The 22,149-nt window shown below is 70.0% G+C and carries 24 protein-coding genes; 12 read left to right on the top strand and 12 right to left on the bottom strand.

The window, feature by feature from the left end; genetic code table 11:
* The first annotated feature begins 12 nt into the window (after positions 1 to 12).
* The 3 genes from OG223_RS50375 to OG223_RS50385 all read left to right on the top strand — a co-directional run bounded on the left by OG223_RS50375 (position 13) and on the right by OG223_RS50385 (position 2,709).
* Positions 13 to 1,680 carry a sensor histidine kinase gene (locus OG223_RS50375; RefSeq protein WP_329264294.1) on the top strand — a complete coding sequence of 556 codons (1,668 nt, stop codon included), beginning with the start codon at positions 13 to 15 and terminating at the stop codon, positions 1,678 to 1,680.
* Entirely contained in the window at positions 1,677 to 2,126 is a 450-nt protein-coding gene (locus OG223_RS50380) for a response regulator (protein WP_329264296.1), read from the top strand. Before OG223_RS50375 ends, OG223_RS50380 begins: the two co-directional genes overlap by 4 nt.
* A gap of 94 nt (positions 2,127 to 2,220) precedes the next feature.
* Entirely contained in the window at positions 2,221 to 2,709 is a 489-nt protein-coding gene (locus OG223_RS50385; RefSeq protein WP_329264298.1) for a MarR family winged helix-turn-helix transcriptional regulator, read from the top strand.
* Here the strand turns inward: OG223_RS50385 and OG223_RS50390 are convergent, their stop codons facing one another.
* The gene (locus OG223_RS50390; RefSeq protein WP_329264300.1) at positions 2,710 to 3,903 is read right to left on the bottom strand and encodes a PP2C family protein-serine/threonine phosphatase; all 1,194 of its coding nucleotides are present in this window, start codon (positions 3,901 to 3,903) and stop codon (positions 2,710 to 2,712) included.
* Between the two features lie 65 nt (positions 3,904 to 3,968).
* Entirely contained in the window at positions 3,969 to 5,120 is a 1,152-nt protein-coding gene (locus tag OG223_RS50395) for a PP2C family protein-serine/threonine phosphatase (RefSeq protein WP_329265884.1), read from the bottom strand.
* Positions 5,121 to 5,279: 159 nt separating this feature from the next.
* On the opposite strand from OG223_RS50395, the gene OG223_RS50400 reads away from it, so the two are divergent.
* On the top strand, positions 5,280 to 5,765 hold the full coding sequence (locus OG223_RS50400) for a MarR family transcriptional regulator (protein WP_329264302.1): 486 nt from the start codon (positions 5,280 to 5,282) through the stop codon (positions 5,763 to 5,765).
* A gap of 220 nt (positions 5,766 to 5,985) precedes the next feature.
* Here OG223_RS50400 and OG223_RS50405 read toward each other — a convergent pair whose 3' ends face one another.
* Together OG223_RS50405 and OG223_RS50410 are read right to left on the bottom strand one after the other, a co-directional pair.
* Positions 5,986 to 6,558, bottom strand: a complete 573-nt coding sequence (locus OG223_RS50405; RefSeq protein WP_329264304.1) for a Dps family protein — start codon at positions 6,556 to 6,558, stop codon at positions 5,986 to 5,988.
* A gap of 181 nt (positions 6,559 to 6,739) precedes the next feature.
* Positions 6,740 to 7,567, bottom strand: a complete 828-nt coding sequence (locus tag OG223_RS50410) for an alpha/beta fold hydrolase (protein WP_329264306.1) — start codon at positions 7,565 to 7,567, stop codon at positions 6,740 to 6,742.
* Positions 7,568 to 7,809: 242 nt separating this feature from the next.
* On the opposite strand from OG223_RS50410, the gene OG223_RS50415 reads away from it, so the two are divergent.
* On the top strand, positions 7,810 to 8,706 hold the full coding sequence (locus tag OG223_RS50415; protein ID WP_329264308.1) for an alpha/beta fold hydrolase: 897 nt from the start codon (positions 7,810 to 7,812) through the stop codon (positions 8,704 to 8,706).
* Positions 8,707 to 8,709: 3 nt separating this feature from the next.
* On the opposite strand, the gene OG223_RS50420 is transcribed toward OG223_RS50415, so the two are convergent.
* From OG223_RS50420 to OG223_RS50450, 7 genes are all read right to left on the bottom strand, one after another.
* Positions 8,710 to 9,033, bottom strand: coding sequence for a hypothetical protein (locus OG223_RS50420; protein WP_329264310.1), 324 nt, complete (start codon positions 9,031 to 9,033; stop codon positions 8,710 to 8,712).
* A 103-nt stretch (positions 9,034 to 9,136) separates the two neighbouring features.
* The gene (locus tag OG223_RS50425; RefSeq protein ID WP_329264312.1) at positions 9,137 to 10,075 is read right to left on the bottom strand and encodes a hypothetical protein; all 939 of its coding nucleotides are present in this window, start codon (positions 10,073 to 10,075) and stop codon (positions 9,137 to 9,139) included.
* On the bottom strand, positions 10,072 to 10,560 hold the full coding sequence (locus tag OG223_RS50430) for a hypothetical protein (RefSeq protein ID WP_329264314.1): 489 nt from the start codon (positions 10,558 to 10,560) through the stop codon (positions 10,072 to 10,074). Before OG223_RS50430 ends, OG223_RS50425 begins: the two co-directional genes overlap by 4 nt.
* Positions 10,560 to 11,786 (bottom strand): macrolide family glycosyltransferase, encoded by a 1,227-nt coding sequence (locus OG223_RS50435; protein WP_329264316.1) that lies wholly within the window; start codon positions 11,784 to 11,786, stop codon positions 10,560 to 10,562. Before OG223_RS50435 ends, OG223_RS50430 begins: the two co-directional genes overlap by 1 nt.
* Entirely contained in the window at positions 11,783 to 12,661 is an 879-nt protein-coding gene (locus OG223_RS50440; RefSeq protein WP_329264318.1) for a patatin-like phospholipase family protein, read from the bottom strand. Before OG223_RS50440 ends, OG223_RS50435 begins: the two co-directional genes overlap by 4 nt.
* Before the next feature lie 234 nt (positions 12,662 to 12,895).
* A complete protein-coding gene (locus tag OG223_RS50445; RefSeq protein ID WP_329264320.1) occupies positions 12,896 to 13,453 on the bottom strand; it encodes a DUF5134 domain-containing protein in 558 nt (185 codons plus the stop codon).
* A 73-nt stretch (positions 13,454 to 13,526) separates the two neighbouring features.
* Complete coding sequence (locus OG223_RS50450; protein WP_443073818.1) at positions 13,527 to 13,970, bottom strand: cupin domain-containing protein; 444 nt, start codon at positions 13,968 to 13,970, stop codon at positions 13,527 to 13,529.
* Positions 13,971 to 14,181: 211 nt separating this feature from the next.
* On the opposite strand from OG223_RS50450, the gene OG223_RS50455 reads away from it, so the two are divergent.
* The 7 genes from OG223_RS50455 (at position 14,182) to OG223_RS50485 (ending at position 20,722) form a co-directional block, all read left to right on the top strand.
* Positions 14,182 to 14,922, top strand: a complete 741-nt coding sequence (locus tag OG223_RS50455; RefSeq protein ID WP_329264322.1) for an SDR family oxidoreductase — start codon at positions 14,182 to 14,184, stop codon at positions 14,920 to 14,922.
* A 52-nt stretch (positions 14,923 to 14,974) separates the two neighbouring features.
* Positions 14,975 to 17,629 carry a pyruvate dehydrogenase (acetyl-transferring), homodimeric type gene (gene aceE, locus OG223_RS50460; RefSeq protein WP_329264323.1) on the top strand — a complete coding sequence of 885 codons (2,655 nt, stop codon included), beginning with the start codon at positions 14,975 to 14,977 and terminating at the stop codon, positions 17,627 to 17,629.
* Positions 17,626 to 18,393 (top strand): class I SAM-dependent methyltransferase, encoded by a 768-nt coding sequence (locus OG223_RS50465; RefSeq protein ID WP_329264325.1) that lies wholly within the window; start codon positions 17,626 to 17,628, stop codon positions 18,391 to 18,393. The genes aceE and OG223_RS50465 overlap by 4 nt, the downstream gene beginning before the upstream one ends.
* A gap of 320 nt (positions 18,394 to 18,713) precedes the next feature.
* Positions 18,714 to 19,211 carry an Ohr family peroxiredoxin gene (locus OG223_RS50470; protein WP_329264327.1) on the top strand — a complete coding sequence of 166 codons (498 nt, stop codon included), beginning with the start codon at positions 18,714 to 18,716 and terminating at the stop codon, positions 19,209 to 19,211.
* A gap of 38 nt (positions 19,212 to 19,249) precedes the next feature.
* On the top strand, positions 19,250 to 19,564 hold the full coding sequence (locus tag OG223_RS50475; RefSeq protein ID WP_329264328.1) for a hypothetical protein: 315 nt from the start codon (positions 19,250 to 19,252) through the stop codon (positions 19,562 to 19,564).
* A gap of 102 nt (positions 19,565 to 19,666) precedes the next feature.
* On the top strand, positions 19,667 to 20,413 hold the full coding sequence (locus OG223_RS50480) for an SDR family oxidoreductase (protein WP_329264330.1): 747 nt from the start codon (positions 19,667 to 19,669) through the stop codon (positions 20,411 to 20,413).
* 141 nt (positions 20,414 to 20,554) lie between these two features.
* Positions 20,555 to 20,722, top strand: coding sequence for a hypothetical protein (locus OG223_RS50485; protein ID WP_329264332.1), 168 nt, complete (start codon positions 20,555 to 20,557; stop codon positions 20,720 to 20,722).
* Between the two features lie 367 nt (positions 20,723 to 21,089).
* On the opposite strand, the gene OG223_RS50490 is transcribed toward OG223_RS50485, so the two are convergent.
* Entirely contained in the window at positions 21,090 to 21,812 is a 723-nt protein-coding gene (locus tag OG223_RS50490; RefSeq protein ID WP_329264334.1) for a sigma-70 family RNA polymerase sigma factor, read from the bottom strand.
* Positions 21,813 to 22,149 lie beyond the last annotated feature (337 nt).

Here is a 22,149-nt window from a genome sequence, read left to right on the forward strand (position 1 = left end):
ACGATGAGGGACATGGCGGGCGGCACAGGGATCGGGCGCCGGTTGACGGTGCAGGGATGGTTCTTCCTGGCGCTGTCGCTCATGGTGCTGCTGGTGGTGATCGGCACCGCGATCGGCGCCAGCCTGCTCAGCCGGACGGCCACCGTCACCGACGATCTGCTCCAGCGCGTCCAGCCCGCCCAGACGGAGGCGTACCGACTGCAGGCCGCCCTGGTCAACCAGGAGACCGGCGTCCGCGGCTACGCGATCGCCGCCGACCGGCAGTTCCTCACCCCCTACACCGGCGGCAAGCAGGACGAGGCCCGCTCGGCGGCGCGGCTGCGCGCACAGCTCCGGGACCGGCCCGAACTCCTCGCGGATCTGCGGGCGGTGGAGCGCGGGGCGGCCGCCTGGCGACAGGACTACGCCGAGCCCCTCGCCGCCGCCGTCAGCCCCGGCCGGCCGGGCGCCGTCGACCAGGCCACCGTGGACAGCGGCAAGCACGAGTTCGACCACCTGCGCACCCTGTGGGCGAAGCAGAACGCCGACCTCGCGAAAGCGGTGAAGGAGGGCCGGGCCCACCTCGCCCACCAGCGGACGGTGCGCGACACCGTCCTGAGCGGCATGGTCGCCGCGTTCCTGCTGACCGGCGTCGCCCTCGCCGTACTCGTACGACGGCTGGTGACCCGGCCCCTGGAGGGGCTGAGCAGAGCGTCGGAACGGGTCGCGGCGGGCGACTTCGCGCACCGCATCACCGGGGAGGGCCCGGCCGACCTCACCGCGGTGTCCGGAGCCGTCGAGGGCATGCGCAGACGGATCGTCGCCGAACTCGACGCCTCCCGCGAAAAGGAGGAGGTACTGGGCCGACAGGCCGCCGAGTTGGACGCCCAGGCCGTGGAACTGCGCCGGTCCAACGCCGAGTTGGAGCAGTTCGCCTACGTCGCCTCGCACGATCTGCAGGAGCCGCTGCGCAAGGTCGCCTCGTTCTGCCAGCTCCTGGAGAAACGCTACGGCGACCAACTGGACGCTCGCGGCCAGCAGTACATCGACTTCGCCGTCGACGGTGCCAAACGCATGCAGGTCCTCATCAACGACCTGCTCACCTTCTCCCGCGTCGGGCGCCTCGACGACACCCGGGAGCGGGTCGGTCTCGGCCCCGCGCTGGACAAGGCGCTGCGGAACCTCGCGACGGCCGTCGAGGAGTCGGACGCCCGGATCGACCGACCCGAGGCCATGCCCGAGATCGTCGGCGACCCGACGCTGCTGACGATGCTCTGGCAGAACCTCGTCGGCAACGCCCTGAAGTTCCGCCACCCCGACCGCACCCCGCACGTCTCCGTCACCTGCGACCCCGACCCCGAGAACCCCGGCATGTGGCGCCTGAGCGTCACCGACAACGGCATCGGCATCCCCGAGGAGTTCAAGGACAAGGTCTTCGTCATCTTCCAACGGCTGCACAGCCGCGACGCCTACGGCGGCACCGGCATCGGACTCGCCCTCTGCAAGAAGATCGTCGAACACCACGGCGGCCGGATCTGGATCGACACCGAGGCAGGCGAGGGCGTCCGCTTCTGCTTCACGCTCCCCTCCGCCGAGGAGACCGCGGAAGCCACCGAAACCACGGAACCGACCGAGACCACGGAAACCGCCGAACCCGCTGAAGCCACTGAAATCACCGACGACGAGAAGGCCCTGACATGACCCTCCCTGACGCGACCCCGATCGACGTGCTCCTGGTGGAGGACGATCCGGGCGACGAACTGATGACCCGGGAAGCCTTCGAGGACAACAAGATCGGCAACACCCTCCACGTCGTCCGGGACGGCGAGGAGGCCCTCGACTTCCTCTACAAGCGCGGCGAGCACACCGAAGCCCCCCAGCCCGACCTAATCCTTCTCGACCTCAACCTCCCGAAGTACGACGGCCGCCAGGTCCTGGAGAAGATCAAGTCCGACCCCGAGCTGGCGCACATCCCCGTGGTCGTCCTGACCACCTCGTCGGCCGAGGAGGACATTCTGCGCAGCTACAAACTGCACGCCAACGCCTATGTGACCAAGCCGGTCGACCTCGACCAGTTCATCGCCGCGGTCCGGCAGATCGACGACTTCTTCGTCCAGGTGGTCCGGCTGCCCCACCGCTTCGGTTGAGCCGCCGCGCCCGCTTGGGTGCCGGAATCTCGGGTAGGCCAACCGCATGAGCAGCGAATCACCACACTGCCGACTTCCCTGAGGTGTCGAGGTCGTGGCAGCGCACGGGGAAGCGGGCCGGATACCGGCGCGGGCGGACGGCACGGACGCCGTCGCGGGCCGGATCGCCGATGCCGTGGACGGTCTGGCCGACCTGTGGACCACGGCGGCGACCGAGGCGTCCGTACGACTCTCCCCGCATCAACTGCGCGCCCTGCACGCCCTGGAGGCCACACCGGGCGCGAACCTGACCATGCTGGCGGACCGACTGGAGGCCGGGCTGCCCACGGTGAGCAGACTGTGCGACCGGCTGGAGGCGGCCGGGCTGCTGCTCCGGGAGGCCGCGGCGCACAACCGCAGGGAGATCCAACTGCGGCTCACCGCGCACGGCCGGGACGTCCTCGCGGAGGTCGCCGAACTCAGGTCCCGGGCGCTGACCGAGGTCGTACGCGGTATGGAACCGGACGACCGCGCGGCCCTGGAGCGCGGCCTGCGGGCGTTCGTCGCGGCGCGACGGCAGCGGCCGTCCGCCGAGGGCGGATGATCACGGCGTCGCGGGTTCGCGCCCGTTCCAGTCCAGGCAGACCACGGCGGCGTCTGCGGTCAGGTCCGTGCTGCCGAAGTGCTCGGACAGCCGCGCCACCACCGAGCGCGCGACCTCCTGCGGAGCCTGTGCCGGCCTCGCGTCGAGGGCCCGGCGCAGCGCCTCCTCACCGAACGGGGCGCCCCCCGGAGAGCGGGCCCCGTGGACGCCGGTGCTCACCGCCACGAGCCGGTCGCCGGGCCGTACGCTGAAGATCTGCTCCTCGTAGGCGGTCTCCTCGAACATGCCGAGCGGGAGCTGTGCCTCCAGCTCGATGTGCTTCACCGTGTCGCCGCGCCGACGGTAGAGCCGGGGCGAGCCCGCGTCGACGGCCTGCACGGTGCCCGTCGCGAGGTCGAAGCGGAGCAGCAGGGTCGAGGCGTACACCTTGCCGCCGAACTGGGCGTAGACGGCCTGGTCGGCCAGCCGGGCCTGGTCCGCGAGGCCGAGGCCGGCCCGGCGGGCGTTGCGCAGGGCGCCCACCGTGACGCTGGTGAGCAGCGAGGCGTCGATGCCCCGGCCCATGCCGTCGGTCACCGTCACGGTCAGCCGGCTGCCGTCGGTGCTCCAGTCGAAGTTGTCGCCGCCGACGGTGTACGCGGGCTCCAGATGGGCGCCGATCACGAACTCCGGGCGATCGCAGCCGCGTCCCGGCAGGAGCTGCCACTGCATCTCGGCGGCGAGCGTGAGACGCCGGCTTCGGCGGGCCAGGAGGTAGAGGTCGGTGTCGCGTTCCGCCGTGCCGATCTCGTGGCCCAGCGCGGTGGCGAACTCGGCGAGCCCGCGCACGCCGGCCGGGTCGGTGCCGGCGGCGGGCAGTCGGGCGGAGAGGACACCGAGCCGGTCGCCGCGCACGGTGACCGGGACGTGCACGGTGCCCGTCCCGTCCGCCGACGGTTCGACGACGGGCGTCTGCGCGGTGAACGCCCGTCCCGCCGGGCCGTCGTAGGCGGACAGCGGTTCGTCGGCGCCCGGCAGCGGGGCGACCGGACGCAGTACTCGCAGGCCGTAGTCGGCGAGGAGGAGGGTGACCTCCCGGGCTCCGGCGCGGTCACCGAGCAGGCGGCGGGCCGTCTCCACCAGAGCGTTGGGCGGGGCCGACCGCAACTCGCTCTCCACGGAGGGGAGCGGCTCAGAGGTGCTCACGGCGTTCACCCTTCCGGCTCAGTGTCTTCACACTAGCGTCACGCCGCTGGGTGCGGGGTACGACGGGGCGCACCTCACCGCCCCCGCCAGTCCAGGCACACCACCAAGGCGTCGTCGTCCGGAGTCGGCGTACCGCGATGGCCGGTCAGTTCACGCAGCACGGCTCGTGGCACCTCGGCGGCGGGCAGCAGCCGCGTGTGCTGGATCGCCCGCGCCAGCGCCGAGTCCCCGTAGGCCTCGCCCTTGGGGGAGGCGACGGCGTACACCCCGTCGCTGACGAAGAGGAGCCGGTCCCCGGGCTCGACCAGGAAGTCCTGCTCGACGTAGTCGGTCTCCTCGAACATGCCCAGCGGCAACTGCGCCTCGAACGCGATCCGTTCCACCACCCCGTCGCGCAGCCGCAGCGTCTGCGGCGATCCCGCGTCCACCACCCGCGCCCGCCCGGTGGTGAGGTCGAAGTCGAACATCAACACGGACATATGGCTACGGCCCCGGTAGTGCGCGTACACGGCCTGGTCCGCGAGGGCCGCCTGGTCGCCGAGCGGGATGCCCGCCCGGCGTGCGTTGCGCAGGGCGTTGACCACGAGGTTCGTCAGGAGCGATGCCTCTATGCCCTCGCCCATGCCGTTCGAGACGTAGAGCGTGAGGTGGTCGGCCGTGGCGGACCAGTCGAAGTTGTCGCCGTGGATCGCGTACGCGGGCTCCAACTGCGCGCCCAGGTCGAACTCGGAGCGGGAGCACGAGCGGCCGGGCAGCAACTGCCACTGCATCTCCGCCGCGAGGGTGAGCCGGTCCTTGCGCCGGGCCCGCAGATACAGGTCGGTGTCGCGCTCGGCGACCAGCACCTCGTGCCCCAACACCTCGGCCAGCTCGGTCAGCTCGGGCAGACAGTCGCGTGCGTGGTCGCCGCCGGGCAGCGTCACCGAGAGCACGCCGAGCCGGTCCCCGCGCACGCTGATCGGCAGATGGACGCGCACGCTGCCGTCGCCGAAGTTGCCCTCCACGAACGGTTCCTGGGCTCCGAAGGCGCGGCCCGCCGGGGTGTTGTGCACGGAGAACGGCGGCAAGGTGTGCGGCAGGTCGGTCACGGGCTGCAGCACGGTCAGGCTGTAGTCGGCCACGAGCAGGTCCACGGAGTCCGCCGCGTACCGCAGGCCCAGCTCCCGGCCGACGACGTCGGGCAGTTCGTGGGGAGCCGCCGTGCGCAGCGCCCGCTCGACAGCCATGAATCTGTTCACGATCGTAGGTATGCCAATCTCTCGCCGGGGGCAAGCGCTGCCCGCTCTGCGGTGGGCCGTACGGCCCCGTCGTCGCGTGTCGTCTCGTCCATCGGTGTCCGTCGCGCGTGCCTAGTAGGCTGGGGCCGTCCCTGTGCCTGCGAGAGTGTGACCGTGACGTCCTTCCACCCCCGCCCCGAACCCGCCGAGGTCGCGCGCGTCACCTCCACGGCCGCGGAACTACTGGAAGTCCTGTGGGGGCGCGCCTCGACGGCGCCCGCGTCCGCCTCGCAACTGCGGGTCCTGTTCATCCTGGAACACCACGAGGGCATCAACCTGCGCACCCTCGCCGACCACCTCGCCTCGACCCCGCCCTCGACCAGCCGGCTGTGCGACCGTCTGCAGGCCGCCGGTTTCGTCGACCGCGAGGTGAGCCCCACGGACCGGCGCGAGGTGCGCCTGTACCTCAGCAGCCTGGGGCGGTCCTTCCTTTCGGACCTGCGGGCCCGGCGCGAGGAGGCGCTCGGTGCGGTGCTGGCGCAGATGCCGGCCGCCGGGCGCAACGCGCTGCTGACCGGCCTGGAGGCGTTCTGCGCGGTGGCGTCGGCGCAGATACACGACCACGACGAGTCCTCCGGCAGCCGTACCGCCTGACCGGTCCGCCCGACGACCGACCGCTCGGCGGCCGCCCGTTGTTCGTGGCCGGCGCACGGAGTGGCCCCCGCCGACCGGGACATCCCAGATCCTTCCCCCTGCTGCGACGACACCCGATACTTTCTTGCCTCATGGCCATAGTTGTCAAACGGCAAGTGTTACGGGTGCCGACGCCGACGAGCGGTCGAGCGGGGGAAGTCCGGTGCAGGTGACGGACCGGTCAGCCGAGTCGGGCGCCCTGTGCCGCAGCCTCGGTCTCGGAGTGCGCGTCACCGGTGGCGAGCGTGCCGCCCGAGCTTTCCAGGTGCGCCCGCACGAACCACTGGAACTGCTCCAGGTCGCGCAGTTGCCCGATCAGCAGGTCCTCGGTCGCGGGGTCGATCTGGCCCGCCTCCTTGATCCCGGCGCGGAGGTCCTCGATCAACCCCGTGTAGACGAGGTCGAGCGCGCCGAGGTGGGCGATGGCGTCGGCCCGGCCGATGGAGTAGTCGTCCCAGGTGCGCTCGGCCACCAGGGCGCCCGGCGTACCCGGCGCGATCCCGCCGAGCGCGGCGATGCGCTCGGCCACGTCGTCGGCCATCTCCCGCACCCGGTCGACCTGCGGGTCGATCATCTCGTGTACGGCGATGAAGTGCGGCCCGACGACGTTCCAGTGCACGTGCTTCAACGTCAGGTGGAGATCGTTCAGGGAGTGGAGCCGCAGCCGCAGCACACCGATCAGCCGGCCCGCGTCCTCACGCTCGATGCCGGGAACGGTGTACTTCGGGGTCAGGTCCTTGATCTCCTCGGTCATGGTTCACCTCAGGTCGTTCGGTAGGGCGTGCGGTTCCTTACCTGCACTCGGGTGCCCGGGTCCGACGCGGTCAGACATGCCGTCGCTGCGTGATACGTCACGCGCCGGACGCCGGGCCAAGACATGCCGAGGGCCGGAAGCCCTCGGCCTCCGGCCCTCGTCCGGCCCCTGTTCCCGCGACTCAACTCCGGGCGAATTCCAGCAGATCCGCGTTGAACCGCTCGGCGAACCCGGGCACCATCGCCAGGCCGTGCGGAGCGCCCGGATAGACCTTGTAGATCGCGTCCTTGACCAGCTTCGACGATTTGTCGCCGGAGGCCACGATGGGAACGATCTGGTCGTCGTCACCGTGCACGATCAGAGTGGGGACGTCGATCTTCTTCAGGTCCTCGGTGAGATCGGTCTCGGAGAATGCCTTGACGCAGTCATAAGCGCCCTTGATTCCCACGGTCATGCTCCAGAGCCAGAACTCGTCACGGGTTCCCTGGGTGACGGTCGAGTCGTCGCGGTTGGCGCCGAAGAACGGGGCACTGAGATCTTTGTAGAACTGTGAACGGTCCGTCTCCACGCCCTTGCGGATCTCGTCGAAGACCTCGATCGGCAGCCCCTCCGGATTGGCGTCCGTCTTGAGCATGAGCGGCGGGATCGCCCCGAGCAGCACGGCCTTGGCGACCCGGCCGGAGCCGTGCCGGCCGAGGTAGCGGGTGACCTCACCGCCGCCGGTCGAGTGCCCCACCAGGATCACGTCGTGAAGATCCAGGGTCTCGATGACCGATGCCAGGTCGTCGGCGTACGTGTCGAGGTTGTTGCCGTCCCAGGGCTGACCGGAACGGCCACCCCCGCGCCGGTCGTGGGCCACGGCCCGGAAGCCGTTGTCGGCCATCACCTTCAATTGGGGATCCCACGCGTCGGCGGTCAGCGGCCAGCCGTGGGAGAAGACGACGGGCTGTCCCGCTCCCCAGTCCTTGTAGAAGATCTGTGTGCCGTCCGTACTGGTGGCGAAGGGCATGGTGTTTTCCTCCCGAAATGCTCGGACTGCTCGAGTACGTCATACGGGGAATCGACGGAAAAGGGTCGGCGGCGAGAGCCGGCCGGAATGGACACGTCGACCACAACACTCTAAGGGAGGCGAGGGGCTTCCGCGTGTCGAGCGAATTCCTCAGCCGCTTCCACCGTAACCCGGGGACCGAACGAAAAACGTCGGACCGTGGTTCGATCTTTACCGCCCGTGCGGTGGCTACCGTTTCGGCCATGCCAGAACTGACGGCGCGGAACGTCGGCCCGTCCGGAATCGAGATCGCCTACGAACGTTTCGGTGACCCCGAGGCCACTCCGGTCCTGCTGATCATGGGAGCGGGTGCCCAGATGATCAACTGGCCGGAGGGATTCTGCCGGGCGCTGGTCGACCGGGGGCTGCACGTGATCCGCTTCGACACCCGCGACGCCGGCCGCTCGACCCACTTCCGCGACGCGCCCGTGCCGGACTTCGCGGCGGCCCTGGCCGGTGACCTCTCCACGGTGTCCTACACACTCTCCGACCTGGCGGCCGACACCGTCGGTCTGCTCGACGCGCTCGGCCTCACCGGTGTCCACCTCGTCGGCTCCTCGATGGGCGGGATGATGGCCCAGATGATCGCGATCGAGTACCCGGAGCGGGCCCGCTCGCTCACCTCGATGATGTCCACGACCGGCGAGCCCGGGGTGGGGGAGGCCGACTTCTCCGTGTTCGCAGAACTGGGCGCACCGCCGAAGGACCGGGAGGCCTTCGTCGAGTGGCAGGTGCGCGCCCTGCGGCTCGCGGCGTCCCCGGGCTTCGCGTTCGACGCGACCGCGGCGGCCGAGCGGGCCGGCCGGGTCTTCGACCGGGGTTACGACCCCCTCGGCATCCAGCGCCAGGGCCTCGCCGTCGTGGCCACGGGCGACCGTACCGAACGGCTGCGGTCACTGCGGGTGCCGACCCTGGTGGTGCACGGCACCGACGACCTGGTGTGCGACGTCAGCGGGGGTCGCGCCACGGCCGCCGCCGTCCCCGGCGCCGAACTGCTGATCCTGGGCGGAATGGGCCACGGCCTTCCGCGGGAACTGCGGCCCGAACTCACCGACCGCATCAGCGAGTTCATCCACCACGCCGAGACGGTCACCGTCTGACCGCTAACCCCGGTCCGCCTCGCCGCGCGCCCACTGCGCGGCCCGGACCTTCCCGTCCCTGATGTCCTGCTGGGGGAGTTGAAGACCGAGCGAGACCTCCAGAGCGTGGAAGTACAGCTCGAAGTCGTCGACCAGGTAGGGGTGGTCCAGTTCGGCGCGGCGCAACGCCCGGTTGAGGAAGTCGAGTTGGCCGCCCCGGTAGTAGGGGGCGCGGCCCCGTTCGTACCCGAGCAACTCCGGCGTGCCCCGGCCCTCGTCGATGCGACGACCCTCGCGCGTGTAGGTGAAGGAGTAGAGGCCCTTCGCGGAAGTGGCGGTCAGCCGCACGGTCTCCGTGACTCCGAGCAGGGCGAGAGCGGCGCTGTCGGGCCGGGAGCCGGGTGTCGCGACCGATCAGGCCGGAGCCTGTGGCACGGGCTCGTCGAGCCCCTCATGGCAACGGGTCGCCCAGTCCCGCAGTCGCACCGTGGTGGGCACGGATCACCGCGATCACCGTGTCGGCGGTGCGGTCGAGGTAACTGCGGCCATCGGGCAACTGAGCCGTTGGGCTGATGTAGCTGCGCGGCCCGAAGTGAGTGGCCGGGTCGAGCCGATGCACGCTGATCTTCCCGGCGCGGCGGGCCCGGTTCCATCCGCTACGACGCAACAGCCTCCAGCGCTGGGGGAAGATCCAGGTACCGATCTGCTCGATCCGGTCGTTCGCGCTGGTGAGCTGATACAAGTGCTCGGCATGGGTGAGGTCGTTGGCGCCGTTGTGGAACCCACCGAGCGTGATCAGCAGGATCGGGCAGCGCAGCCTGGCGTGCAGTTCGTCGACCGCGCCGATGGCGACCTGGGCGCCCCCGCTGTAGCTGAGCAGCACCACGGGGATATCGCTGTCGGGCCGGTAGCCGGCGAGCCGGAGCTGAGTGGCGATCTGGGAGCCGACGGCCCGGTTGTACAGGGGGCGGTAGCGGTGGTCGGCGGCGACGAAGGTCTGCACGACATTGTGCAGGAACAGCAGCAGCCCGATATGTCGGCGCAGCCACGCCCACACCGGCCGGTCGGCGAGCGGGTCGGCCAGTGGTGAGTAGGGCTGCACCTGTCCCAGCACCCGTAGCTCCGGCGCTCCGGCGATCAGAGCCTTGACCAGCTGGCCGCCGTCCCGGCTGTCGCGGACGCGACGTTTCCCGATGCCGTCGAGGTACACCAGGTAGGCATCCGGGGGACTGTCAGGTGCCGCGCCCCGGGCGTAGGGAACGCCTTCCGGGAGCTTGTCGGCAGGGGCTCGCCAGCCTGCGCCGTAGGCAAGGATCTCGTAGCGGGCCAGCAGGGCTTCAGCCAGCAGAACAGGTCCGATCACGCAGGCCCAGAGCAAGAAGTCGTTCATGCGATCGACTCCAGCACTTCGGTCGCGCTGAACCTCACGACAAGACGTCGAACGGCCTCTACGGCGAGACCGAGCACAGTCCCCGCGGCGGCGACACAACCTGCGGCGCTCCACCAGCCCAGCCCGCTCGCCGTGGCGAGCGGGTCGACCAGACCGGCCCCCACCCCCACAAAGAGCAGGAAGTGGAGCAGGGGCCCGAGCAACGGGAACGCGAGGACGCCGGCGAGCACCATCGGGGCGACGAGGCTTGGTGTCCACACCACGCCGGTGCCCGGCGGTGGCGAGGAGAGCACCAGCTCGGCCATGGTCCAGGCGGTCAGTGGCCACAGCGCGAACACCACACCCTCGACAAGGCCGGCGGGCAGCAGCAACCCGGCCACGAATGTCCGCGACATACCAGGCCGCCCTGCGACCAGCGGCAGGATGCGCCCGGCGGCCTCCGACACCCCGGCGAACAGCAGCAGGACAACGACGGCGAGTGACATCACTCAGCCTCGCTGTGCCGGATCGACGGAGCCGACTCACTGACCGAGCCGGCCGTGTGCAGGTACCGTTCGAGTTCGTCGGCGGCGCGCCGATATCCCCCCGCCTCGCGCTGCGCGACCTGAAGGGTGCCCGCGGCTGCCCGGAACCGGGATTCGTGCAGCAGGCGCCGGGCGAGGACGCGCACCGAGTCCTCTGCGACGTCCTGGGTGCGGATCGACAGGCCGGCGCCGAGTTCGACGACGCGCCGGGCCACCATCGGCTGATCGGCGCCCTGCGGGACCACCAGCAGCGGAACCCCGGCGTACATGGCCTCGTTGACGCTGTTCATCCCGCCATGGGTGACGAACAGCGCCGCGCGGGCCAGCACCTCCGGTTGCGGCACGGAGCGGCGGGCGAGCACGTTGGCCGGCAACGGACCCAGCGCCTCGGGATCGGTCTGCCCGGTGGAGACGATCACGGTCCCGCCCAGCGGGGCGAGCGCGGTGGCCAGACCGCGCAGCAACCGCGGGTCGGCGTTGAACACCGTGCCCAGCGAGGCGTACAGCACCGGATCGCGCAGCCGGTCGGCCGGGAACGACGGGTCGACCGGCCGGGCACCGATGCTCGGGCCGACGAACCGGTAGGACCGGTCGAAGTCCTCGACGGCGGGCTGGAACGCCCGTGACGTATAGACCAGGTTGAGCGGCTGACGGATGTTCGCCACGTCGAGCAGGGGCAACGCGCGTGCGTCGAAGCGGCGGTGCAGCGCCCAGCGGGACCGCAGGTAGCCCTGGACAGTACGGGGCTGAGCCGTCGCCGCAGTCAGCAGGTCCCAGGAGCCACGAGTGGGGCTGGGGACATGCCGGTTGAGGGCGAACGTGGTGAACGAGGAGGCGGCCGGCACCCCGAGTTCGCGGGCGGCCACCGCGGCCCACAGACAGGCACTGTCGTGGACGATCAGATCGGGTCGGTCGCGGCGCAGATCGGTGAGCACGGCGGGCAGCAGGCGGACGGCGGTGCTCGCGAGCGACTCCATCCACGAGACCGGCGTCGGCGGATCGGGGAGCGGCTGGTCGCCCCCGGGGTACAGGTACACCCTCGCGCCGGTCGCCTCGATCTCCGTACGGAACGCGGGCGTGGTGTGATAAGTGACGGTGTGGCCGCGCCGGACGAGCTCGGCAACGACCGGCAGTGTCGGGTTGATGTGCCCGTGCATGCCGATACTGAGGAACGCGATGGTGCTCACAGGCCGACCCCCGCCGTGGAAGAAATCGATGTCTCGCCCGGACTTGTGCAGGTCGCCGAAGAGTCGTTGACCCGGTACAACCCCGGCCCGTTGATGTGTAGTTCGTCCAGGAAGCGCCCCGCCGTGCGGCATGCGGTGCTGATCAGCCGTTGGGAGTGGCCGAAGTCCCACGGTGCGGGCCAGTCCTCGATGCCGGTCGGCAGCACGACGGTCGGAATGTGCTGGGCCACCTCACGCAGGTCACGCTCGATCTGGTGGTGCAACAGGAGCAGCCCTGCCCTGGCAGCGATCGCACCTGCACGTCGGCGCGTACTGGTGGGGCGCAACGGCGAGCTCTCCGGCCCCGTCGTCACCACCACCACGCTGGCCGCCCCGGCCTGCCGGGCCGCCAGTACCGGGACGTAGGCGATCACCCCGCCGTCGACGAGTGTCCGGCCCGCACGATCCACGGGGGGCAGCATCCCGGGAATGGCCGCGCTGGCCAGCAGTGCGGACTGGAGGTCTCCTCGGTCGAGCAGCACTGGGGCGCCGGTGACCAGGTCCATGGCCACCGCGGTGAACGGGACCGCCAACTGCTCGATCCGCGAGGGCAGTTCAGCCCGGGCGATCAGTCGACGCAGGCCGCGATCGGTGAAGACGCTGGTCCGTGAGGACAGGTAGCCGAGCGGATACACGTCACGGCGACGCAGTTGGGTCCACACGTGGTCCAACCACGGCGCGGCCCTGTCGGGGTGGGCGGCCGCGATGGCGCCGTTCAGGGCGCCCACCGATGTTCCGATGATCATGTCCGGGACGAATCCACGGCGTTCCAGCGCGTACCCGACACCGATGTGCGCCGCTCCGAGCACACCACCGGCGCCCACCACCACGGCCACGGGACGGGGGAGGGAGCGCAGACCCGCCGCGATCGGGTTTCCGGGCGGTCGGCCCGGGTCGACTCCACTGAAGCCGGAGTATTCCGATGAGACCGGTCTCCGGCGACGAGCAACCCTCATGATCAACCTTTCTCACCATGGGCACCGAATCGGATTGGTTCCCCCACTAGGACCGGACTGCCGCACCATGTGTGACACCGTTGGTGTGACGCATGGTGCGGACCGGGTCCCGAGTCAGTGGTGCATGAGCAGCATGACGGCCGTGCCCATGGCGGTCGATCCGTGCCAGAAACGGTCGACGGGCCCGCCGATGCCGCTGGGAGCATCCGTGCCGTTCGAAGCTCCCTGGAACCCGGGCATGTCCCGGGTCAGTGACCGGAGGGCGTAGGCCAGGAGACAGAGCGTCAGCACGCCGGTGACCATCTCACCGGTCCGCGCGTCCGTGACGCCGCCGTGCCGCACCGGCATCCACGCCATGGCGACCATGCCGACCGAGGAGGGCAACCTCCGCGCGAGGCCGGTCAGTTCGGGGCCACGGCGGCCGAGGACCGCGGTCAACGGGAACCACAGTGCCGCGCCGGCGAAGAAGAGCGTCTGCCCCTGCGCCGGTACTTGACCGACCTCGTGCCACGGCATCACCGCCATGGCCGACGCCATGACGGTGTGCAGCAGACGGTCACCTCGGTCGCGCCACCCGGAGCCTCGCAGCAGGACGGCATGCCACAGTGTGTGCACGGCCGCGGCCGCGAACAGCACGGTCAGCATGCCGGGCACGACATCAGCGGCGCCCATGCCTCACCACATCCTCCCCCGGAGCGGACGGACCCCGTTCACAACCGCCTTGTACGGGGCGGGCGGTGGACAGTCAGTCGGTGGGGCGCGGGGCGCGGAGATGGGCCCGCTGGGCCAGTTCCTCCTTCTCGACCAGTTCGAGCATGGGTTTGCCCGGTGCGCACAGCATCGTCACGACGAACCGGGTGCGCGCGTCGGACAGCGCGTTGCCGTCCTGGTAGTGGATCGGGTCGCCGCCCGGCTCCCAGAACGTCCCGCCCGCCTCGACCACGCGCTCGGGCTCGCCCTCCATCTCGAAGCGGACGGCGCCCTCGAGGACGTAACCGAACGCCGGTCCCGAGTGGCGGTGCGGCGGGCTTCCCGGGTCTCCGGGCTCCCACTCGACGAAAATGGTCATCCCCGACGCGCCCTCGGGGACGGTGAGCGGTGCGGTCTCCTGCACCATCTTCGCTGCCGTCTTCCATCCCTCCGGGTGGGTCTGCGGTTCGGTGCCGTGCGTTGTGTCCGTGTTCGACATGGGTCGGCCTCCCTTGGATTCACCCGGCCATGGTCGCCATGGCCGTCTTCAGTGATGACCGGGTTCCGGACGGATCTGTGACACCCGGAACGGCATCAGTGTCACAACGTTGGTGGGAGTCCTGTCCTAGATGGTGTGAGGGGCCGGCGTCACCGCCGCCTCACGAAGCCATCAGCGGGGTCACCGACCTCTCGACGGGAAGGGGCCCGAAATGCGGGTCGTTGTAGCAGGAGCCACTGGTGTGATCGGTTCCAGGACGGTTGCCAGGCTTCGGGACCATGGTGTGGAGGTCGTGCGCGTATCGCGTCACGAGGGCGTCGACGTCACGACCGGAAAGGGCCTGGCCGAGGCCGTGTGCGGCGCCGATGTGGTGGTGGACGTGACCGATACGCCCTCCCGCGGGGAGCTGGAGAGCCTGGAGTTCTTCGGCGCTGCGACCCACAACCTGCTGGAGGCGGCGGCGAAGGCGGGCGCGGAACACCACGTGATCCTGTCCATCGTGGGGGCCGAGCGTCTGCAGGCGGGTTACTTCCGGGCGAAGGCACTGCAGGAGGAACAGGTGCGGCGCTCGCCCATGCCCTACTCCATCGTGCGCGCCACGCCGTTCTTCGAGTCGGTGGAGTACATGTCGCGCGCGGCGACGTACGGGGACGCCGTCCATGTCGCGCCCGTACTGATCCGCCCGGTGTCGGCCGACGACGTCGCCGTCGAGATCGCCCATGTCGCCGTGGGACTACCGCTGTTCGGTGTCCTGGAGGTGGCCGGTCCGGAGGAGCACCGCCTCGACGACCTCACCGCGAAGCTGCTGGCCGCGCGCGGCTACATGCCGGACGTGGTCTCCGACGCCCACACCCCCTTCTTCGGGGCGACGCTCGGGCAGCGGGCGCTGCTGCCCCGGGCGGACGCCCATCTGGGGCACGAGACCTTCTCCGAGTGGCTCGCGCGGCGATGACGCCGCCGGCACCCAACCGTCTCCCCGCCTCACGCCCGGACAGGAAACAGTCATGAGTGAGCTCGACCAACTACCCGACCAGGACGCCGAGGAGACCGCCGAATGGCAGGCGTCGCTCGACGCCGTCGTGCGGAACGCGGGGCCGGACCGCGCCGTGTACCTGCTGCGACGCGTGCACGAGTTCGCGGCCCGGTCCGGCGTGTCCCTGCCCGGGCTCCTGACCTCCGACTACATCAACACGATCCCGGCGTCGGCGCAGCCCGCCTTTCCCGGTGACGTCGCCATGGAGTCCAGGATCACCGCCCTGAACCGGTGGAACGCGGCGGCGATGGTGACCCGCGGCGCCCGCTTCGGGCTCGGCGGCCACATATCGACCTATGCCTCGGCGGCCTGGTTGTACGAGATCGGGTTCCACCACTTCTTCCAGGGCAAGGACGGCGGGGGCGGCTCGGGCGACCAGCTCTACTTCCAGGGGCATGCCTCACCCGGCATCTACGCCCGCGTCTTTCTCGAAGGGCGCCTGAGTGAGGCGCAGTTGGACGGTTTCCGTCGGGAGGCCGACGGCCATGGACTCCCGTCCTACCCGCACCCCCGACGTCTGCCGTGGCTGTGGGAGTTCCCGACCGTCTCCATGGGCCTCGGCCCGCTCGGCGCCATCCACCAGGCCCGGTTCAACCGGTATCTGCACGCCCGGGGCATCAAGGACACCTCCGCATCGCGCGTGTGGGCCTTCCTCGGGGACGGCGAGACGGACGAGCCGGAATCGACGGCCGCGCTGGCGCTCGCCGCCCGGGAGCAGCTCGACAACCTCACCTTCGTCGTCAACTGCAACCTCCAGCGCCTGGACGGGCCGGTGCGGCCGAACTCCAAGATCGTGCAGGAGCTGGAGGCCAGGTTCCGCGGAGCGGGCTGGAACGTGGTCAAGTCCCTCTGGGGCGAGGCCTGGGACCCCGTCCTGGGGCAGGACACCACGGGCGCCCTGGTCCACCGTCTCGGCGAGGTGCCCGACGCCCAGTTGCAGACGTACGCCGCCCGGGACGCCACGTACATCCGCGATCACTTCTTCACGGGCGACGCGCTCTCCGCTCTCGCCGCCGGGCTGAGCGACAGCCGGCTGACCGACCTGTTCGGCAGCTCCCGGGGCGGGCACGAACCGCTCAAGGTCTACGCCGCCTACCGGGCAGCCGTCGAGCACCGGGGCGCGCCGACGGTCGTCCTCGCCCAGACGGTGAAAGGGCACACGCTCGGCTCGGCCTTCGAGTCGCGCAACGCCAACCACCAGATGAAGAAGCTGACCATGGGGCAGTTCCGCGAGATGCGTGACCTGCTCGAACTCCCCATCCCCGACAGCGCGTTGAGCGGCGACCTGGTGCCGTACTGGCACCCGGGCGAGAACTCGGAGGAGGTGCGGTACCTGCGCGAGCGACGGGCGGCGCTGGGCGGTCCCGCCCCGGTGCGCAGGGTGGTCCCGAAACCGCTGAGGCAGCCGTCGGCCCGCGCGTTCGAAACCCTGGAGAAGGGCTTCGGCCATCAGGAGGTGGCCACCACCATGGCTCTGGTCCGCCTGGTCAAGGACCTGATGCGCGACGAGGAGACGGGACGGCGCTGGGTGCCGATCATCCCGGACGAGGCCCGCACGTTCGGCATGGAGTCCCTGTTCCCGACGGCCGGGATCTACTCGCCGGACGGCCAGACCTACGAACCGGTCGACGCGGACCAGTTGCTGTACTACCGGGAGGCCAAGAACGGCCAGCTGATCGACGAAGGCATCACCGAAGCCGGTTCCATGGCCGAGTTCACCGCCGCGGCGACCTCGTACGCCACCCACGGCGAACCCATGATCCCGTTCTACATCTTCTACGCCATGTTCGGTTTCCAGCGCACCGGCGACCAGTTCTGGGCGCTCGCCGACCAGATGGGGCGTGGGTTCGTCATCGGGGCGACGGCGGGCCGCACCACGATGACGGGCGAGGGACTTCAGCACGCCGACGGCCACTCCCAGCTGCTGGCGTCCACGAATCCGGCCGCCGTGTCCTACGACCCGGCCTTCGCGTACGAGATCGCGGTGATCGTGCGGGAGGGGCTGCGCCGTATGTACGGTGACCGGCCCGAGGACGTCTTCTACTACCTGACGGTCTACAACGAACCCAAGGAGCAGCCGGCGATGCCCGCCGGACCGGGCGTCGAGGAAGGCATCGTGCGGGGCATCTACCTGTTCCGACAGGCCGAGCCCGCTGTGACAGGACGACGAATCCAGCTACTGGCCTCCGGTACGGCCATCCACTGGGCGCTCGGCGCCCAGGAGTTGCTGCTGTCCCAGTGGGGCGTCCACGCCGACGTCTGGTCGGTGACGTCCTGGACGGAGCTGCGACGCGATGCGTTGGACACCGACCGGGCACGGCTGCGAGGTGAGGAACGCGTTCCCTTTGTGACGGCGGCGCTGGCGGACGCGCCCGGGCCGGTGCTGGCGGTCAGCGACTGGATGCGGCAGGTGCCCGACCAGATCAGCCAGTGGGTCGGCCACGACTACTCGTCGCTGGGAACGGACGGCTTCGGGCTGTCGGACACCCGGGACGCCGTACGGCGCTACTTCCACGTGGACGCGGAGTCGATCGTCGTCGCCGCCCTGGACGGGTTGGCGCGTGCCGGCGCGATCGGTCCGGAGACGGTCGTGCGGGCGCGCGACCGGTATGGATGGCGCGGGTGACCGTCGTGACCTCGCCGCCGGTCGACTCTCCCGGACGGGACCACCAGGACGCCTATGCGGTCAGTGCGGAGTTCTACGACCTGCTGCAGGCGGAGCGGGACGAGGCCCGGGTGCGCTCGCTCTACCGCGACGATGTCGGCAGGGCCCGGGTCGGTGTGGTCGACGTCGGCGCGGGCACCGGGTGTGTCACCCTGATGAGTCTCTTGGAGTCACGCGTTCCCGTGCACGCGGTGGAGCCCGCCCGGTGCATGCGCACCCCGCTGATGACGCGACTGGCGTCCCTGAGCGCGGAGTTGACGACGCGGGTGACCGTGCACCCGTACGCGCTCGACGAGGCGGGGCTGCACGGGGTCGCGGACGTGGCCGTGTGCCACAACACCGTCGCCTGTCTCCATCCGGCGGCGCGCCGTGCGCTGTGGCCCGCCGTCGCCGAGGCGCTGGTGCCCACTGGGGTGCTGCTCGTCCAGCTCCCGCCGGCTCGCCTCCCACGTCACGAGACCACCCATGCGTTGCCGATCCGGACGGTCGGCCGGCACGAGTACGGGGGACGCATGGTGACGTCCGCCGACGTCGACAGGATCCGGGCACGGTTCGAGTACTGGGTGCGCGACGACGGGCGGGTGCTGCGCCGGCACGACGAGACGTTCTGGATGTGGCCGGCCACCCGTACGGAGATGATCGCGGAACTGGAGAGAGGCGGTTTCATCCCGCTGCCCGAACGGTCGGACCCTTCCGTCCTGGCTGTACGACGCACACGGCCATGACGCGCAGAGGCATGGCCCGCACGGCCATGACGCCCTCTGCCAGGTGGTGCGCCCGTCCGCCGTAACATGGGCAAGCGCTTGCGCGAAGGGGGTCGGAACGAAGGCGGCACGCATGGGTATCGGTGACCTGGCACCTTATGTGGCCTCTCTGGACGGCGACACCACGTTCTCCTCCTGAAGGCCGCCCTGTGCGTCACAAGAGCGTCTGCTCGTCGGTCATCCAGTCGTCCGGTATCCGGGACGCCACGACGCAAAGGTGCGCTCACCATGGAATGCAGCACAGTTGATCCGGCACGTCGCAGCGCCACGAGGGCCACGCGGTGACCGAGCCGATCCAGCCGCCCGACCTGTCCACCGAGCAGGACTTCGCCGGAGCGGCCTTCGCTCCCCTCTACACCACGACGGTGACCGTGGCCGGCGGGACGGCGGCCCACGGGAGAGCTTCGGGGAGGGCACGCTCGGACGACGGAGTCCTCGACCTCGACCTGCGCCTGCCCGCCGAACTGGGCGGAGACGGCCGCGGAACCAACCCCGAGCAACTGTTCGCCGCCGGGTTCGCGGCCTGCTTCCACGGGGCGTTGAGCCTCATCGCACGACAGGCCGCGCTCGATCCCGCCGCGATATCCGTCGAGGCGACCGTGGCGTTCGGCCGCAATCCGCAGGACGGCGGCTACGTCCTGCACATCGACATGGTTGTCAGATGGCCGGGCGTCGCCCGTGACGTCGCCACCGAGCTCCTGCGGCGGGCCGACGTGCTGTGCCCGTACGCGAGGATGGCCTGGCACGGCACGCCGACCACCATCACGCTGGCCAGCTAGGACCTGTCCGGCGGATCCTGTCGCAGACGCGGGGCGTGATGTGCGCAGCTACGGAGTCGTCGTCGGTCGCCGACTCCTCCACGCTCGAACAACCTCGCGCGGGGGACCCCCATCGCGTCGCCGCCCTCCTCCGCCTTGCAGATGCACGCTCCACTCTCGAATCGGCGCTGGAGCGCCGTGAGACGCGTGGCTGCCACAACCGCAGCGATTATCCCGGCCTGGATTCCGCACTGCGGGTGAATCTCGTGTGGTCCCCGACGACGGGCGTCACCCGCGAGGACATTCCGGCGGTCCCCGACGAGATCTCCGCCCTGATGACGGACGTGTCGACTGCGGGAAAACTCGTCGAATAGCCACTGTCATAGGCACTGTCGCAGGCGCTGTCACAAACAAAGCCGGTGCCCGGTCACTACTGATACAGGCAGGCATCAGGCAAATCCGAAAGGAATTCCGTCATGAAGGTCGTAGTGATCGGTGGCACCGGGCTCATCGGCTCGAAGGTGGTCGCCGGGCTCGGCGAGCACGGGCACGAGGTGGTCGCGGCGGCGCCCAGCACCGGTGTCGACACGCTGACGGGCGAGGGACTGGCCGAGGTCCTGAAGGGTGCGTCGGTGGTGGTCGACGTGTCGAACTCGCCCTCGTTCGAGGACCAGGCGGTCATGGACTTCTTCCGCGTCTCGACGGCGAATCTGCTGAAGGCGGAGACCGAGGCGGGCGTCGCGCATCACGTGGCGCTGTCCGTGGTCGGTACCGAACGCCTCCAGGGGAGCGGGTACTTCCGCGCCAAGCAGGCCCAGGAAGACCTGATCAAGGCGTCCGGCAACCCCTACTCCATCGTCCACGCCACCCAGTTCTTCGAGTTCGCGAAGGGACTCGCCGACGGGGTCACCCAGGGCGACACCGTGCACCTGCCCGACGCGAAGATCCAGCCCATCGTCTCCGACGACGTGGCCGAGGCCGTCGCCCGCACGGCGGTCGGGGACCCGGTGGGCGGCGTGGTGGAGGTCGCCGGTCCCGAGGCGTTCCCGCTGGAGGAGTTCATCCGCATGGGACTCAGCGCCCAGGACGACCCCCGCAAGATCGTCACGGACCCGCAGGCGACGTACTGGGGTGCGGAGTTGGAGGAGAACACACTCCTGCCGGGTCCGGACGCACAGATCGCCGGGACGAAGTTCGCCGACTGGCTCTCGCGGCAGAAGTAGAGATCGTTTCGGTTGGCCCCTTTTCGGAGGAAAGGGCAACCCGAATCCCTTCAGAAAAAGTTCGCCGGATTTCCTTGCAAGGCAACCGGAATGTGTCGTCGGCCGCCGCACGAGAATGCCGGCGACAGCACAAGGAGCACGATGACCGAAACCCATGAGCGACGCACCGACATCGTGGTGACCGTCATGGCACTGGCCGCCGAAGCCGCCGAACTGCAGACCCGTGTCACCGAACTGCGGCAGGAACTGGTGGATGTCGACAACTGCATGGCAGCCGTCTCGACGGCTCTGCGCCGGCTTTCGCCCTGATGACGTCCGCAGCTCTCGACACCTTGGTGAACAATTCAGGCGTCGTGCGCAGTCGTCCGCTCCTCGAGGCGGACACCGAGGAGCGGACGTGAAGGGTCGGCACCGACCGCCTTGGGGTCGATTCAACCGAGGGCATCGCCGACGCCGCTCTGCACGCCGTCGCCCAGCCCGAACGTGACTGACCCCAGGACACGCCGACCCGCATGGAGGCCGAGGCGTTCGCCGCCTGGCGGCTCGCTGAAAGGCGGTCGGCCTGCCAGCGATCCGTCGGCGGGTCAACGTCCTCTCTGGGCCCTCCTACGCGACGGACGGACCTACGAACTCGTGCCACCCACCGCGCACGCGGCTTGACAGGCCGCATTAGGAATCACAGACGACTGCTCGCTCGTCTTGCGGGCATCGGCTCAAAGGCGGGTGGGTGGCCGGCGTCGTCGGAAAGGACCCTTTCCAATTGCGCAAGGTCGCCGGACTGGGCTGCTGCGAGGAACGCCTGGACGAGACGCCGATACGCGACGGAGTCCACTGGCTGCCTGCGGCGGTCCGTGGTGAGACGGTTCTGGGCGCGTGACACCTGCTGCCTCGCGTTCACGACGCTCAGGCGCAGGATCCCGGAGATCCGGGTGTACGGGTAGTCGAAACCCTCCCGCAGGACGTACGCGGCCCGTTGCCTCGGCGTCAGGGCCTCCATCAGCAGGAGAACCGCCCGTTCAACAGCTTCCAGCCTCTCGGCCGCCGCTTCCGGGCTCGCCTCGGTGTCCGCCGGTTCCGGAAGCCAGGTGCTGGCGCAGGACTCCCGACGTCTCCAGGCGGACTGGACGACGTTGATGGCCAGCCGGACGGTGGTGGTCCTGAGCAGCGCCGACGGGTTCAGGACGACCGTGCGGTCTGTGCCCTGCCACCGGAGCCATGCCTCTTGGATGACGTCTTCGGCCTCGCCGGCGTCTCCGACGATCCGGTTGGCGATCCTGAGAAGTCCTGGCCGGGCACGGACGAACACCGACGTCGCGCTGTCCAGTTCACCGATCGTCGGGCTGGCCGTCATGCCCGCCATCTCCCGACCTCGCGTGGCTGCGACCGTTTGTGTGTCCACGACCGGCTCCTCTGCTCCGTAGGTCAGTCGCTTGAAAGGCGGCCGAAACCAACATCGCGCCCAGGGGCAGCCGATCGCCCCTGTGAAAGCCGTAGGGGACTCCGTGGTTGTGCCGTGGCAGGTCCGTGACCGAGCCCCGAAGCCGCCCCGCCCGGCAGCGCTAAGAGGCAGGTCGGAGCCGTTTCGCCGACGCACGAACAGTGCCGTTCTGTGCCTGTACCGCCACCGGTGCCGACGGCGACGCCGAACCAGGTCGGCCACCGGCGGCAACCGCCGACGGAGCCGCCGCCAGGGCACTGTCGGCCCACGAACACCGCCGCAGCGGTCCGGAGCCGTA

The organism is Streptomyces sp. NBC_01478, from assembly GCF_036227225.1.
Taxonomy (GTDB): Bacteria; Actinomycetota; Actinomycetes; order Streptomycetales; family Streptomycetaceae; genus Streptomyces.

What these genes read in the sequence shown, in the direction of transcription:
- OG223_RS50375 (WP_329264294.1), top strand. Translation starts at nt 13, where the DNA reads ATGGCGGGCGGCACAGGGATCGGGCGCCGGTTGACGGTGCAGGGATGG.
- OG223_RS50380 (WP_329264296.1), top strand. Translation starts at nt 1,677, where the DNA reads ATGACCCTCCCTGACGCGACCCCGATCGACGTGCTCCTGGTGGAGGAC.
- OG223_RS50395 (WP_329265884.1), bottom strand. Translation starts at nt 5,120, where the DNA reads ATGGCTGTCGAGCGGGCGCTGCGCACGGCGGCTCCCCACGAACTGCCC.
- OG223_RS50405 (WP_329264304.1), bottom strand. Translation starts at nt 6,558, where the DNA reads ATGACCGAGGAGATCAAGGACCTGACCCCGAAGTACACCGTTCCCGGC.
- OG223_RS50410 (WP_329264306.1), bottom strand. Translation starts at nt 7,567, where the DNA reads ATGCCCTTCGCCACCAGTACGGACGGCACACAGATCTTCTACAAGGAC.
- OG223_RS50415 (WP_329264308.1), top strand. Translation starts at nt 7,810, where the DNA reads ATGCCAGAACTGACGGCGCGGAACGTCGGCCCGTCCGGAATCGAGATC.
- OG223_RS50425 (WP_329264312.1), bottom strand. Translation starts at nt 10,075, where the DNA reads ATGAACGACTTCTTGCTCTGGGCCTGCGTGATCGGACCTGTTCTGCTG.
- OG223_RS50430 (WP_329264314.1), bottom strand. Translation starts at nt 10,560, where the DNA reads ATGTCACTCGCCGTCGTTGTCCTGCTGCTGTTCGCCGGGGTGTCGGAG.
- OG223_RS50445 (WP_329264320.1), bottom strand. Translation starts at nt 13,453, where the DNA reads ATGGGCGCCGCTGATGTCGTGCCCGGCATGCTGACCGTGCTGTTCGCG.
- OG223_RS50450 (WP_443073818.1), bottom strand. Translation starts at nt 13,970, where the DNA reads ATGTCGAACACGGACACAACGCACGGCACCGAACCGCAGACCCACCCG.
- OG223_RS50455 (WP_329264322.1), top strand. Translation starts at nt 14,182, where the DNA reads ATGCGGGTCGTTGTAGCAGGAGCCACTGGTGTGATCGGTTCCAGGACG.
- aceE (WP_329264323.1), top strand. Translation starts at nt 14,975, where the DNA reads ATGAGTGAGCTCGACCAACTACCCGACCAGGACGCCGAGGAGACCGCC.
- OG223_RS50475 (WP_329264328.1), top strand. Translation starts at nt 19,250, where the DNA reads ATGTGCGCAGCTACGGAGTCGTCGTCGGTCGCCGACTCCTCCACGCTC.
- OG223_RS50480 (WP_329264330.1), top strand. Translation starts at nt 19,667, where the DNA reads ATGAAGGTCGTAGTGATCGGTGGCACCGGGCTCATCGGCTCGAAGGTG.
- OG223_RS50485 (WP_329264332.1), top strand. Translation starts at nt 20,555, where the DNA reads ATGACCGAAACCCATGAGCGACGCACCGACATCGTGGTGACCGTCATG.